12 protein-coding genes and 1 riboswitch are annotated in these 13,548 nt (G+C 68.4%); of the genes, 7 read left to right on the top strand and 5 right to left on the bottom strand.

Annotation, left to right across the window (positions count from 1 at the left end; genetic code table 11):
- Positions 1–119 precede the first annotated feature (119 nt).
- A riboswitch (FMN riboswitch) is annotated at positions 120–253 on the bottom strand.
- 226 nt (positions 254–479) lie between these two features.
- From OG876_RS24030 to OG876_RS24020, 3 genes are all read right to left on the bottom strand, one after another.
- Positions 480–1,715, bottom strand: a complete 1,236-nt coding sequence (locus tag OG876_RS24030) for an MFS transporter (protein WP_328518872.1) — start codon at positions 1,713–1,715, stop codon at positions 480–482.
- 49 nt (positions 1,716–1,764) lie between these two features.
- Complete coding sequence (locus OG876_RS24025) at positions 1,765–3,051, bottom strand: serine/threonine-protein kinase (RefSeq protein WP_328518871.1); 1,287 nt, start codon at positions 3,049–3,051, stop codon at positions 1,765–1,767.
- A gap of 428 nt (positions 3,052–3,479) precedes the next feature.
- Positions 3,480–5,549, bottom strand: coding sequence for a vWA domain-containing protein (locus OG876_RS24020; protein WP_328518870.1), 2,070 nt, complete (start codon positions 5,547–5,549; stop codon positions 3,480–3,482).
- 181 nt (positions 5,550–5,730) lie between these two features.
- On the opposite strand from OG876_RS24020, the gene OG876_RS24015 reads away from it, so the two are divergent.
- The 6 genes from OG876_RS24015 (at position 5,731) to OG876_RS23990 (ending at position 10,830) form a co-directional block, all read left to right on the top strand.
- The gene (locus OG876_RS24015; RefSeq protein ID WP_328518869.1) at positions 5,731–6,375 is read left to right on the top strand and encodes a DNA-binding protein; all 645 of its coding nucleotides are present in this window, start codon (positions 5,731–5,733) and stop codon (positions 6,373–6,375) included.
- A gap of 398 nt (positions 6,376–6,773) precedes the next feature.
- Positions 6,774–7,643, top strand: a complete 870-nt coding sequence (locus tag OG876_RS24010; protein WP_328518868.1) for a substrate-binding periplasmic protein — start codon at positions 6,774–6,776, stop codon at positions 7,641–7,643.
- On the top strand, positions 7,643–8,410 hold the full coding sequence (locus tag OG876_RS24005; protein WP_328518867.1) for an amino acid ABC transporter permease: 768 nt from the start codon (positions 7,643–7,645) through the stop codon (positions 8,408–8,410). The genes OG876_RS24010 and OG876_RS24005 overlap by 1 nt, the downstream gene beginning before the upstream one ends.
- Complete coding sequence (locus OG876_RS24000; RefSeq protein ID WP_328518866.1) at positions 8,394–9,143, top strand: amino acid ABC transporter ATP-binding protein; 750 nt, start codon at positions 8,394–8,396, stop codon at positions 9,141–9,143. Before OG876_RS24005 ends, OG876_RS24000 begins: the two co-directional genes overlap by 17 nt.
- Before the next feature lie 81 nt (positions 9,144–9,224).
- Entirely contained in the window at positions 9,225–9,971 is a 747-nt protein-coding gene (locus OG876_RS23995; RefSeq protein ID WP_328518865.1) for a polysaccharide deacetylase family protein, read from the top strand.
- A 115-nt stretch (positions 9,972–10,086) separates the two neighbouring features.
- Positions 10,087–10,830 carry a polysaccharide deacetylase family protein gene (locus OG876_RS23990; protein ID WP_328518864.1) on the top strand — a complete coding sequence of 248 codons (744 nt, stop codon included), beginning with the start codon at positions 10,087–10,089 and terminating at the stop codon, positions 10,828–10,830.
- Here OG876_RS23990 and OG876_RS23985 read toward each other — a convergent pair.
- A complete protein-coding gene (locus OG876_RS23985; protein ID WP_328518863.1) occupies positions 10,827–11,618 on the bottom strand; it encodes an HAD-IIA family hydrolase in 792 nt (263 codons plus the stop codon). The two genes, OG876_RS23990 and OG876_RS23985, sit on opposite strands and share 4 nt — an antisense overlap.
- 80 nt (positions 11,619–11,698) lie before the next feature.
- Here OG876_RS23985 and OG876_RS23980 point away from each other — a divergent pair, with 80 nt between their 5' ends.
- The gene (locus OG876_RS23980) at positions 11,699–12,916 is read left to right on the top strand and encodes an MFS transporter (RefSeq protein ID WP_328518862.1); all 1,218 of its coding nucleotides are present in this window, start codon (positions 11,699–11,701) and stop codon (positions 12,914–12,916) included.
- Here the strand turns inward: OG876_RS23980 and rpe are convergent.
- A complete protein-coding gene (gene rpe / locus OG876_RS23975) occupies positions 12,881–13,546 on the bottom strand; it encodes a ribulose-phosphate 3-epimerase (RefSeq protein WP_328518861.1) in 666 nt (221 codons plus the stop codon). The two genes, OG876_RS23980 and rpe, sit on opposite strands and share 36 nt — an antisense overlap.
- Positions 13,547–13,548 lie beyond the last annotated feature (2 nt).

Raw genomic sequence — 13,548 nt, 5'->3', positions numbered from 1 at the left:
CGCACTCCGGGGCCGTGACAACCGGCGCTCACGCACTGCCGTCCGGGGGTCCATTTTCGGACTCGGGTTCCGCCGCCCATCACAGGCCGCGTCACCGGACGCCAGAGCGCACCCGCCGATCGCGTGCGCCTCCCATCCGGACTTTCACCGTCGGTCCTGGAATTCCACCAGGTCAACCGACCGCCATACCGCAGCGGCCGGGTCGCGGACTGTCACCGCCGGCTCGGAATTACACCGACCCCGGAGCACGCGAGTGGGTTCCACTCGTGCTTCAAGTATGCCCTCCCCCGCAACTCCCACTACGACCTAGATCACATCCTGGTCTCCCGCCGGTGTGTGAGCTGCGGGTGAGCACGAGAGCGACGGCTCACATCCTGGTCTCCCGCCGGGGGCGTGGGCTGCGGGTGAGCACGAGAGCGACGGCTCACATCCTCGGCCCCCGCCGCCGTCTGAGCCGCGGGTGAGCGCGAGCGACCGGCTCACAGCCTGGTCTCCCGCTGGGGTGTGAGCCGCCGGGTGAGCGCGAGCGCGACCGCCGCGACGGCGCACCCGCCGGCGACCGTCAGGATCAGCGGGCGGTACCCGAACACGTTCGCCAGCCCCGCGCCACCGAGCGGCCCGAGCGCCTTCGCAATGGTGGTCGGCGTCGTGAGCAGCCCGGAGATGGTGCCGAACCCGGTGGCGCCGTACCGGTCCAGCAGGATCGCCGGCGTCGCGATCGACGACACCCCGAACCCGAGCCCGAACAGCACCAGACACCCAACCGCCCCCGCCACCTGCCGCCCCACCACCGGCAACAGCGAGATCGCCACCCCCTGCACGAACAGAATCCCCGCCGTAATCGTCGCCATCGGCAACCACCGAGCCGACAAACTCGTCACCAACCGCCCGGTCACCGACAACAACCCGAGCAGCCCGGCCAGCGCAGCCGCTCGCGCCGGCGGATGCCCGAGACTCACGAGGTACAACACCAGGTGCACCGAGATCACAGCAAGCGCAGCACTGTGCACGACAAACGCCCCCGCAAGCAGCCAAAACCCCGGATCACGCAGCACTCTGGCAGGTGACCCTCTCCCCTCGGCCGACTCCGTCCGCACAGTGGCCCGGAGTTTGATCCGTCGTACGGCGACCACGTGCAGCGGGATCGTGGTCACGGCGAGCACACCGGCCAGGACGACGAGGGTGGTGCGCCAGCCGTACCCGTGGACAAGTCGACCGGTCAACGGCAGGAAGATCGAACTGGCCAGGCCACCGACCAACGTGATGCTGAGAATGGCGTTCGTCCGCGACACCGGAGCGGCGGCCGCAACCACCACCGCGAACGCCGGCGGGTACAGCACCATCGCCGACGCGATCCCGATCGCCACGAAGACGCCGTACAACTGGACACTGTTCTGCACCTGCGACCAGCCCAGCACGGCGACCGACCCCAGCACCGAACCCGACGTCATCAGCCCACGCCCACCCCGCACATCGAGCCACCGCCCGACCGGGATCGACATCAGACCACTCACCAGTACGGCGGTCGTCGACGCACCGACCGCGGTCGTGGTGGAGATCCCCAGCTCATGACTCATCGGCCCGAGCAACACGCTGAACGCATACGTGAGTACGCCGTACCCAACCGTCGTCGTCACCGCGAGCGCCGCAACCAGCCGCCGAACCCGAACCCGATCACCACCCGCCACCCGCGCGCCGACCGTCGTCGAATCCATCACCCGCAGTCTTCCACCCCACCCACGGACCGCAACCGGAATTCCACACTCACCGCAACAGCAGCCAAGCGGCAGCCCCAAGCAACCCAGCCGCCCCAACAAAACTCACCCCAGCGGTCCACCGAAGCACCCACGCACCCGACCGCACAACCCCGCCAGCCCCAAGAGCCGCCCGACCGCCGGTCTCCGCATCCCCGCCGGTCCCGGATGCCGCCCGCCCGCGCATCACCACATCCCCGCCAGACCCACGTGCCGCCCGCTCGCCGGGGGTGGGTGTTGCCTGCACCCCGGACGCGAGTGCCGCCAGCCCGCCGGGAGCCGCTGCCGACTCCCCGCCAAAGCTGGGTGGTGCCTGTACGCCCGGGACAGGTGACGCCTGCGCGACGGAGACGGACGTTGTGCGCGCGGCGGGGATCGGGTGGGCGGCTTCGGGGGCGGGTGGGGTGGACCGTGGGGTTGCGAGGTGGGAGGGCGGCGGGTGTGGGGCCGGGCCTGTGGGGGTCCACGCGGGTGGGAGGGGTGGGAGTTGGTCGAAGACTTCGGGTGAGTCGGGGTCGGCGGTCCAGGGTGTGGTGCCGGCCGGTGGGAGTACGCCGGTGGTGGCGAGTAGGCGGCCGGCGGTTGTCGCGGAGTCGGGGCGGTCGGACGGGTCGGTCGCCGTACTCCGGCGGATGAAGTCGGCGAGCGGACCGCCGACTGGCGGAAGCTTGCCGTCTGTGCCGGGGCGTTCGCCGGTGAGGAGTTCGGCTGCGACGGCGCCGACGGCGTACAGGTCTTGGCGTGGGTCCGGGTCGGCACCGGCCAGCTGTTCGGGTGCGAGGTAGCCCGGGGTGCCGAGGACTGTGCTGTGCCTGGTCATCCGCGGTTCGTCGAGCAGGCCCGCGACGCCGAAGTCGGACAGCCGGAGATGCGGTCGCCCCGTACCCGTCACGTCGAGCAGGAGGTTGGCGGGTTTCACATCACGGTGTACGACGCCCGCGGCGTGAACTGCGGAGAGCCCATGCAGGAGCTGATCGAGCAGGACAGCGACATACGACGGCGGCAGTAGACCGTGATCACCAAGCAACGTGGCGACCGACCCACCACGCACCAAATCCATCGCGAACACGACCTTGTCGTCGTCAGCAGCCCAACCGTGTGGCGCGACAAGATGCAGGTGCTCGATCCGCAACGACTGCTCCCGGACGAACCGCAGCAACGTCACCGCATCATGCTGACCAAGAACCTTCGCAGCCACGTACGCCGACCGCCGCAGATCCCACGCCCGCCAGACCGACCCCATCCCGCCGGTCCCGATCAAGTCGATCAGCCGATACCTTCCCGCAAACGCCTCCACCAGCCAGAACCTACCGCCCCACCCGCCCACCACCCCCAGCCCACCGCCCCGCTGCGATGAGTAGCTGGAGCTCCCGTCGCCGGTCAGCAGGGCGGCCGCAGTCCGGCCTCGCCCCGGTACTCGGCGGCGTTCGGCGGTGCGGCGATGTGGGTGGGCGGAGCTGGAAGAGGCGGCGGTGGGTGGGGCGGTGGTGGCGCACCGGCGATTGACGGCGGTGGCCGGTCGGCGCAGCGGCGGTTTGTGCAGCGGGCCGGTGGCCCGGTGCCGTTGGCGCGGCAGCCGCTGGCGCGACGGTGGGTGGGGCAGCGGCTGGCGCGACGGTGGGTGGGGCAGCGGCTGACGCGACGGTGGGTGGGGCGGGTGGTGGTTCTGGTTTGGAGACGACAGGGCCCGGATCACTGGGGGGTGATCCGGGCCCGTTGCAGGCGTTAGTGGTGCGGCGGTTGCTGGTTGCCCTGGTTTGGGTATTGCGGTGGGGTTTGGTTCGGGTACTGGGGCGAGGGCTGGTTCGGGTGGGGCTGTTGGGCGGGGTGCCAGGGTGCAGCTGGCTGGGCGGTGGGCGGCTTCTTGCGGAGGCGGAGTACTGCGAACGCGCCGAGCAGTAGGAGGAGTAGGCCGCCTCCGCCGAGGCCTGCGATCAGGCCGACCGGAGTGCCGTCGTCTGAGTCGGCGCTGCCCTGGACCGGGCCGCCGGCCTCGGTGTTGTTGCCGTCACCAGAGCCGTTGCTCGGGGTCTCTGAGGGGGACGCGGTTGGCGACGGGGTGATCGAGTCACCGGAGACCGGCGTTGCGCCGTCGACGTACTCGGGCTTTCCGGTGCCGGCGGTGCCCTGCAGGCCGACGGTCAGGATCAGCGGGATCGCGAAGGCCTTGTCGTCGGTCTTCCGGGTCAGCGAGACCGCGATGTAGTACTCGCCCGGGGTCGAGGTGCCGGTGTCCTGGTTGTTGGCTCCGTTCCGGTTCAGGTAGCGGATCTCCTTGGTCGTCACTGCCTTCACGAGGCCACGCTTGGTGAGCACAGCCTTCGTGTACGAACCACCTGGCACCTTCTTGGCGAATACGGCGTACACGTCCTCACCGATGGGCGAGATCAGCGCGGTGTCTACGTAGCGGATCCCATCGATGGCCTCAGCCATGGCGCCGGCCATCTCCGGCACGGTGATCTGTGCCTGGATCCGCTGACCCCAGTCGGCCTTGACTTTGTAGAGCTGGAGCTCCCCCGGCATCAACGTCGTCTTGTAGCTACCGGGCTCGAGCAGCGGTGCATCCGGGAAGCTGGAGCCGGGAACGATCTCGTGCGGAGTCGAACCAGCCATCGGTACCCAGACCGGGTCGGCGGCCGGCGCCGGGAGGCTGGTGGTCGAATCCACCGGCGGCTCCTCCTCGATCCGCAGTTCGTACGGCACTCCCTTGATCTCTCGGAAGTCCTTGCCCGGGTTCACGGTGAGCACCAACTGGTCGGACTCAGCGCACTCGTCGTTCTCCTTCTTGTACTTCGACCAGCTTGCGGCCGTGCCCGTGGCGAGGCCCTGGTCACCGTCGAACGCTCTCGGGTAGCTCCAGCCGCATTGTTCACCGGTGAGCGTGTTGAGCTTCACCTCGGCCTGGATGACGAAGCTGCCACCCGACGGACGCCGGAAGCTCACCCCGGCCCGCAGCGTCGACCCGGTCATGGTCCGCTTGATCAGGTAGTGCTTCGAGGTGTCGTCCACCCCGAACGTGTCGGAATAGTGGCCCGGGGCAAGCACCGGGGCGCCTTCCTGCTGCGGCGCACCCTGGACCGGCGTACCCGAGATCCGGAACGGGCGGAAGGCGCGGGTGGACAGGCGATCCAGCCCGGCCTCGAGGTCGATGGTCGAGTCGGCGTCGTAGTAGTCACCCCGGCCTTCTCGAGCGACGCACTGCAGCTGGGTCCGGGCCTTCCCGCCGACGCGGAACCCGACCACATCGATCTTCAGGTCGATGCCCTGCTTCGCGATCGACTGCGCCACCACACAGGGATCCGGCGCGCAGGTGGCCTCGCCGTCGGAGACCAGCACGATGGTGCGCTGACCGCTCGGGCCGAGGTCCTTGGCCGCCTGCTGAAGCGCGTAGCCGATCGGAGTCTCGCCGTACGGCTTGTACTTCGTGATCGCGGCCTGCAGCTGCGGCCGGTTGCTCGTGCCGATCGGGACCGTCAACTGGGTGTCGGTGCACGCGCCGGGCTGGGTGCGCTTGAACACGGTCGCGCCGTACACCCGCAGGCCCACCTCCGCGGTCGGCGGCAGCTTGGTCACCACCTGCGTCAGCGCGGTCCGAGCCGCGGCGATCTTCGTCTGCCCGTCGCCAGCCGGCTCCTTCATCGAGCCGGATGAGTCGAGCACCAGGACGAGCTTGCCGCTGGCTGGATCGGGGTCGGCCAGGGCAGTCCCGGTCGTCAGACCGGCCAGTATGGCGGTCAGTGTGATGGCGAGGAGCGCCCACACCGCGGGGCGGCGGTGTCCCTGCAGAGCCGTCATCGTTTCCTCCAGTGAGATTCGCTGCCGCAAACCTTGGCAGTTTGCGATCGCAAATGTCAAACCGGTTGTCTCACGCTCGAAATCCACAACTGCAAACGCCAGGACTGGAAATTTGCCTTCGCAACTGCGAAGATGTTTGCAGTCGACCACGGACGGCGGCCGGCGAGAGGGGAGCTCACCGATGGACCAGACAGCACACAACATCCAGCAGCAGATCGACCTATACGGCGAGCCGCTCGGTGAGGTCGTACGGCGGGTGGCAGGGCCGCTCGGGTTGAACCAGAGCGGCCTCGCGCAGGTGATCGGACTGTCCGCGCCGATGCTGTCGCAGCTGATGAGCGCGCAGCGGGTGAAGATCGGCAACCCCGCGGTGGTGTCGCGCCTTCGCGCGGTCTCGCAGCTCGCCGACCTGGCGGTTGCCGGTGAGATCGATCCCGAAGACATTCCCGGCGACCTGGACCGGATCCGGGCCGCCACCGGCGCCTACGACCCCACGACCACACATCTACCGCGATCGTCCGCCCACCTGGCAGGACAGGTCACGGACTCGGCGACACCATTCGCGGCGCCCGCTGGATTGCCGGCACCGACGAGTCAGCCCTCGCCGGCTGTCCCGCACGATCTGACCGCGAACACGTCACAGCCCGCGCGGGCTGTCGTGCGCGAGATCCAAGACCTCTTCCGGGCGGTCGCTTCCGCCGAGGAGATCCAGGCGGCGGCCGCTGCGGCCGCGGAGCATTCGCCGGCCGTGGCCGAGTTGCTGCTGGCCTATGGGACCGGACGCACAGCCGATGCCCTCGCCCACTATGAGAAACACCACGGCTGAGGAGCCGCCGTCGACGGTCCCACCGCGTGCACAAACCACGGTTGAGGAGCCTAGGGCAACGGCTTCCATGCGGGTCAGGCACGCTTCAGACGCCTAGAACATTGGCTTTCGTGCGAGGTCGGGCGGGTTGGGCACGCCTAGGACGGCGGCTTGCGGAGGAGATCAGGCGGGGTTGGGCACGCCTGGGACGGCGGCTCTTGTGTGGGGTTGGGCACGGTTGAAGGGCCCAGGACGGGTGGGCTTTGTGTCGAACTGAGCGTTGATATAGCACAAGCGGGGTGGACAATTCGGGGTTGTCTCAGTGGGTGTCGGGGGTGGAATGGCGGGGTGGGGGTGGTGTTGGGTTGCGTCGGCGGGGTGGATTGCCCTGCGTTTGTTGACGTTGTGAGGAGAGGCTTGTGCGCGCGTTGGGCGCTGTTCGGCGGGTTGTTGCGGTTGGGGTCGCGGTCACGTTGGCTGTCTCGATGGTTGCCTGTGGCAGCAATGAGGACTCGGCCGCGGGTGGTGGTCCGGATCTCGGGCTGATGAAGGCCGGGACGTTGCGGATCGGGACGCTGACCGACGCGCCGCCGAACGTGTACGTGAAGGACGGCAAGTTCACCGGGTTCGACAACGACCTGATCGCCGCGGTGGCGGCGAAGCTGAACCTGAAGCCCGAGTTCGTCGGGACCGACTTCTCCGCGCTGCTCTCGCAGGTCAACGGCGGTCAGTTCGACCTGGGGAGCTCGTCGATCACGGTCACCGAGGCACGCAAGAAGACGGTTGCCTTCAGCAACGGGTACGACTTCGGCTACCTCGGCCTGAACACCACCAAGGACTCCGGGATCACGTCGTTCGACCAGCTCGAGGGCAAGCGCGTGGTCGTGGTCCAGGGCACCGTCCAGGACGACTACGCCACGACCAAGAACCTGAACCCGGTCCGCGTGCCGAACTACAACGCCGCGCTCGGCCAACTCAAGGCCGGTACGGCCGATGCCTGGGTGAGCCCGGCCGAGATCGGCGAGAAGATGGCCAAGGAGCAAGGCGGCGGCACGGTCATCCTGGCCGCCAAGGAGCTGAGTGACGCGCCGATGGCGTTCGCCGTGGCCAAGAGCAACGACAAGCTGCGCGACGCGGTGAACAAGGCGCTCGACGAGGTGATCGCCGACGGCACCTGGACCAAGTTGGTGGCGCAGTACTACCCGGGTCGCGCCGTACCGGCGAACTTCAAGCCGGGTAGCGGGAACGTCGCCGCGCCCAAGGCAAGCACCACCCCCGCAGCCGGCTGATGGAGATCTGGTCCACGCTGAACGACACCTTCCTCGACTGGGGGTCGATGAAGGACGTCCTGCCCGAGATGCTCACGGTGGGACTGGTCAATACCCTCATCCTGGCGGCCGCCTCGGTCGTGCTGGGCACTTTGCTCGGCATGATCGTGGCGGTCCTCGCCCTGTCCACCAAGCGCCGGCTGCGCTGGCCTGCGAAGATCTACACCGACATCTTCCGCGGCCTGCCCGCGATCCTCACCATCCTCTTGATCGGCCAGGGCTTGTCCCCGATCACCAGGCACTGGTGGGGCCCGAACCCGTACCCGCTCGGCATCCTCGCCCTGTCCCTGATCGCCGCCGCGTACATCGGCGAGATCTTCCGCTCCGGCATCCAGAGCGTGGAGAAGGGCCAGCTCGAGGCGGCCCGCGCACTGGGGTTCAGCTACCCGGACGGCATGCGGCTGGTCGTTATTCCGCAAGGCGTACGCCGGGTCCTGCCCGCGCTGGTGAATCAGTTCATCGCACTGGTGAAGGAGTCGAGCCTGGTCTACTTCCTCGGCCTGCTCGCCAGTCAGCGCGAGCTGTTCCGGATCGGCCAGGACGCGGCCGCGACCAACGGCAACCTGTCTCCCTTGCTGCTCGCGGGCATCTTCTACCTGGTGATCACGGTGCCGCTGACCCATCTCGTGAACTACTTCGACAAGCGCCTCCGGGAGGGCCGTCCGACCGACGAGTCCCGCGCGGACGACGTCGTACTGGAGGAGCTGGCGCATGCCAACCACCGTTGAGGTCAACACTGCCGCCAGCCTCGAGGTGGCCGGAGTCGAGTTGGCGTTCGGCAGCAACAAGGTGCTGCGGGGCGTGGATCTCGCCGTACCGACCGGGCGTACGGCGTGTGTGATCGGCCCATCGGGATCCGGGAAGTCGACGCTGCTCCGGGTGATCAACCGCCTACTCGAACCGCAAGCCGGCGACATCAGGCTGGCCGGTGAGTCCGTACTGAAGGGCAATCCGGACGAATTGAGGCGCCGGATCGGGATGGTGTTCCAGCACTTCAACCTCTTCCCGCACAAGTCCGTGCTCGAGAACATCACCCTCCCCCTACGCAAGCTCAAGAAGCTCGACGCCGAGCAGGCGCGGGCCAACGCCCTGGAGCAGTTGGAGCTCGTCGGACTCAGCCACAAGGCAGAGGCGCGCCCAGGGAACCTGTCCGGCGGTCAGCAGCAACGAGTCGCGATTGCCCGGGCGCTGGCGATGAAACCCGAGGTAATGCTCTTCGACGAGGCGACCTCGGCGCTCGATCCAGAGCTGGTCAAGGGCGTGCTCGGGTTGATGGCCGACCTCGCCCAGGCGGGGATGACGATGGTCGTCGTCACGCATGAGATGGGGTTCGCCCGCGAGGTCGCCGACCAGGTGGCATTCATGGACCACGGAGTCGTGGTGGAGTCCGGCGTACCGGAGCAGATCTTCAGCGCGGCGGAGTCGCCGCGGCTGAGGCAGTTCCTGTCACAGGTGCTCTGAGGCCCTGGCCGAAAGGCCTGCCGGGGGCGCACGATGGAGAACGGCCCCGTTCGGGGTGCAGCTACACACGGGGGGGTAGCCATGTCTCTGTTTCGTCGATCGCCGGCCCAGGCAAGCTGGCCACGCCGACTCATCATCACCGCGGTCGCCATCGGATTGGTCACGACGCTTGGGCTCACGGCGACTGCCAAACCCCGGGTCACCACGACCCGAGCCACGACCACCCGAGCCACCACGACCGCTGCCACCCAGGCCGATGCCGCGGCCAAGTACGTCTATCTCACCTTCGACGACGGCCCGAGTCCGCGGTACACCGCACAGATCCTGAAGATCCTTCACGCATACGGGGCGAGGGCAACCTTCTTCGAGATCGGCCAGAATGTCGCTCGCTACCCGAGCCTGACCCGGCGCGCCTACCAGCAGGGCAACAGCGTGCAGAACCACACCTGGTCGCACCCGGATCTCCGCCACGTCTCGGCGGCGTCCTTCAGGTCCCAGGTCCAGAAGACGGACCGCTACATCCGGGCCCAGACGGGCTACACCCCACGTTGCCTGCGGCCACCGTACGGCGGAACAAACAAACTCGTCTCCCGGCGGGCAGCCGCCCTCGGCAAGAAGATCCGCGTGTGGACCATCGACACGCGCGACTGGTCGCGCCCGGGAACGTCGGTGATCGTGCGCCGGGCGCTGGCGAAGGTGCACAGCGGGTCGGTGATCCTGATGCACGACGGCGGCGGGAATCGCAGCCAGACGGTTGCCGCGCTGCCGACGATCCTGAGAACCCTGAAGGCGCGCGGCTACGGCTTCACCACGATGTCCTGTACCTGAGCGTCCGGTATTCGTGGTTTGTTGACGCGGAAGCGGCGTGGGCGCTGGCTTTCGGCAGCGGTGTGCCCATGGTGGACGGGTGAGGAAGTGAGCCACCCACCGCCCTGGGGGACGCATGGATGTTCGCTTGACGCGCGCCGGCAACCGGATGATCGGGCTGGCCATGATGATGGTGGTCAGCGCGGTGATCGGCTCTGTCGTTGTCGCGGCCGCCCGCACACCCGGTCAACCACCGGCATCCAAGCCCGCGCCCGCGCCCTCGGCGGCGGCCCCGACGCCGGCCAAGGTCGCGCTGCCGACCAAGTACGTGGTGCTGACCTTCGACGATGGGCCTGATGCGACGTACACACCGCAGATCCTGGCGATCCTGGCGAAGTACGACGCCAAGGCCACCTTCTTCGAGGTAGGCAAGAACGTCGCGAAGCACCCGGAGCTGACCAAGACCATCCACGCCGCCGGGCACAGCGTGGAGAACCACACCTGGAACCACGCCGACCTCCGCAAGCTGGGCGCAGCGGCGTTCCGGCAGGAGGTCGCGTCGACGGACCAGGCCATCCGGGCGGCGACCGGGAGCACGCCGGCCTGCCTGCGACCGCCGTACGGCGGAATGAACCCCACCGTGACGCAACGGGCAAAGGCGCTCGGCAAGGACCTGGTGGTGTGGACCGTCGACTCCCGTGACTGGACCAAGCCCGGTGCACCGGCGATCGTGCAGCGCGTGCTCAAGAACGTCCACAACGGGTCGGTGATCCTGATGCACGACGGCGGCGGGAACCGCACTCAGACCGCGGCCGCGCTGCCCACCATCCTGAAGTCGCTCAAGGCGCAGGGCTACGGTTTCCGCACGCTGACCTGCTAGGCCATCGCTGCGACGAGTGGTACGACGTCGGCGATCGACTCGACGATCCGCGTCGGACGGTAAGGGAAGCGGTCCACCTCGTGTTCGCCGGTGGAGCCGGAGAGCACCAGCACGCTGCGGAGGCCGGCCTCGAGACCGCTGATGATGTCCGTGTCCATCCGGTCACCGATCATCACGGTCGTCTCGGAATGCGCCTCGATCCGGTTCAGCGCGCTGCGCATCATCAGCGGGTTGGGTTTGCCGACGAAGTACGGCGCGACGCCGGTGGCCCGGGTGATGAGCGCGGCCACCGACCCGGTCGCGGGGAGTGGACCCTCCTGCGACGGGCCGGTCGGGTCGGGGTTGGTCGCGAGGAACCGCGCGCCGTCGGAGATCAACCGGATCGCCTTGGTGATCGCCTCGAACGAATAGGTGCGGGTCTCCCCCAGGACGACGTAGTCCGGGTCCCGCTCGGTCAGCACGTAGCCGACCTCGTGCAGCGCCGTGGTCAGCCCGGCCTCGCCGATCACGTACGCCGTACCGCCCGGACGCTGGTCGTCCAGGAACTGGGCCGTAGCCAGCGCACTGGTCCAGATCGCCGTCTCGGGGATGTCGATGCCCGCAACCAGCAGCCGGGCCCGCAGGTCACGGGGAGTGAAGATCGAGTTGTTGGTGAGCACCAGGAACTTCTTCCCTGACGCTTGCAGCGCCGCGATGAACTCGCTGGCCCCGGGGATGGCACGCTCCTCGTGCACCAGCACGCCATCCATGTCCGTGAGCCAGCTTTCCACCGGCTTGTGCTCGGTCATTGGCCCATCGTAGGTGGGCCGGTTCCGTCCGCGAGGTAATCCATCGCAAACTGTCGGTGGGCAGAGTGAGAATGCCGTCCATGGAGTTGTCCGGGTATCGCGAGCTGTGGCGGACGCACGGCGTGATGGCGCTGCTGGTGTCCTCGCTGCTGGCGCGCCTGCCCATCCTCGCCACGATGGTTCCGATCGCGTTCCTCGCGAAGGATCTGAGCGGGTCGTTCCGCTGGGCCGGCGTGGTCGCCGGTGCGTACTCCATCGGTACGGCGATCGCCGGGCCATTGTGGTCTCGCGCGGCCGATCGACGCGGCCCCCGTGGCGTCCTGCTGCTCACCGGGCTCGCCTGGAGCGTCGCCCAACTCGGGATCGCTCTGCTGCCGCCCGGGTGGTATCGGCTGATGCCACTGGCCGCCCTGATCAGCGGTGGGTTCGTGCCGCCGGTGATGCAGACGTTGCGCGCCGCCTGGCCGCGACTCGTCAAAGGGCCGGGGCTTCGGACGGCGTACGCAGTGGATGCGACGGCTCAGGAGTTGCTGTTCATGGTCGGGCCGATGCTCGGGGCAACGGCCGTCAGCGTGGCCAGCCCGCGGCTGGGTGTCCTGCTCGCGGCGTCGATGTCGGCGCTCTTCATCTGGTGGTACGCGCTCCGACAACCCAAGCCGCTGCACCGGGATCATCACGGCGAGGTGCGCTTGACCGCGCGTCAGTTGCTCTGGCACCGGTATCGGTTGCCGTTGATCCTGTCCTTCGGCCTGTGGGTGATGGCGTTCAACGGCATCTCGCTCGGCATCGTGGCGTTCGCGGACGAGCACGGTCAGCGGCTGATCGCGGGCATCTTCGAGGCCGTCTGGGCCTTCGGGAGTCTGGTCGGCGGCGCGGTGGCAGGCGCATTGCCTGGCCGGCGTACGTCGTATCTCTGGCGGCGGGCAGCCTTGGTCACGGCGGGGATGCTGCTCTGCGTGTTCGCGACGTGGTCACCGGTGTCGCTCGGGATTGCGCTGACGCTGTCGGGGCTCACGTTGGCTCCGGCGATCGGTGCGCTGTACGAGCGCCTGGGTGCGCTGACCCCGGACACGGTCCGGACCGAGGTGTTCGGATGGATGGGCAGCGCGGCGATGGGTGGAGCGGCGATCGGAGCCGCCGTCTCGGGCGCGGTGATCGAGAGCTTCGGAGTGCGGTACGTCTGGTTGGTGGCCGCCGTACTCGCGGGAATCTCAATGGTGCTGTTGTTGCGGGTGCCGGCGCAGTCGCCGGCTGAGTCCGCGCTACCGGCCGGCAGCCTGCTCGGCGAGACCGCGTAGCTGCTCGACCATCGCGTTCGGGTTGTCGGCGGCGTAGACCGCCGAGCCGGCCACGAACACGTCGGCGCCTGCCTCAGCACACCGCTCGATGGTGTCGACGGAGACTCCGCCGTCGATCTCGATCCACAGCTCGAGACCGTGCTTCTTCAGGAGTTCGCGGGTCCGGCGGATCTTCGGCACGCAGACGTCGAGGAACTTCTGGCCGCCGAAGCCGGGCTCGACGGTCATGATCAGAATCATGTCGAGCTCGGACAGCAGATCCTCGTACGGCTCGATCGGCGTGGCCGGCTTCAGCGCCATCGCGGCCCTGGCGCCCTTGGCGCGGATCTCGCGCGCGGTGCGGATCGGCGCCTTGCACGCTTCGATGTGGAAGGTGACGCTGGACGCGCCGGCCTCGACGTACCCAGGCGCCCAGCGGTCCGGGTCCTCGATCATCAGGTGACAGTCGAGCGGGGTGTCGGTCGCCTTCGCCAGCGACTCCACCACCGGCAGGCCGAGGGTGAGGTTCGGGACGAAATGGTTGTCCATCACGTCGACATGCAGCCAGTCCGCGTTCGGCACGGCAGCCGCCTCATCGGCCAGCCGCGCGAAGTCGGCGGACAGGATGCTCGGCGCGATCTGAATCCCCATGA

The organism is Kribbella sp. NBC_00359, assembly GCF_036097425.1.
Classification (GTDB): domain Bacteria; phylum Actinomycetota; class Actinomycetes; order Propionibacteriales; family Kribbellaceae; genus Kribbella.
The sequence above is the reverse complement of the archived record's forward strand: the minus strand, read 5'-3'. Positions and strand labels throughout refer to the sequence as shown.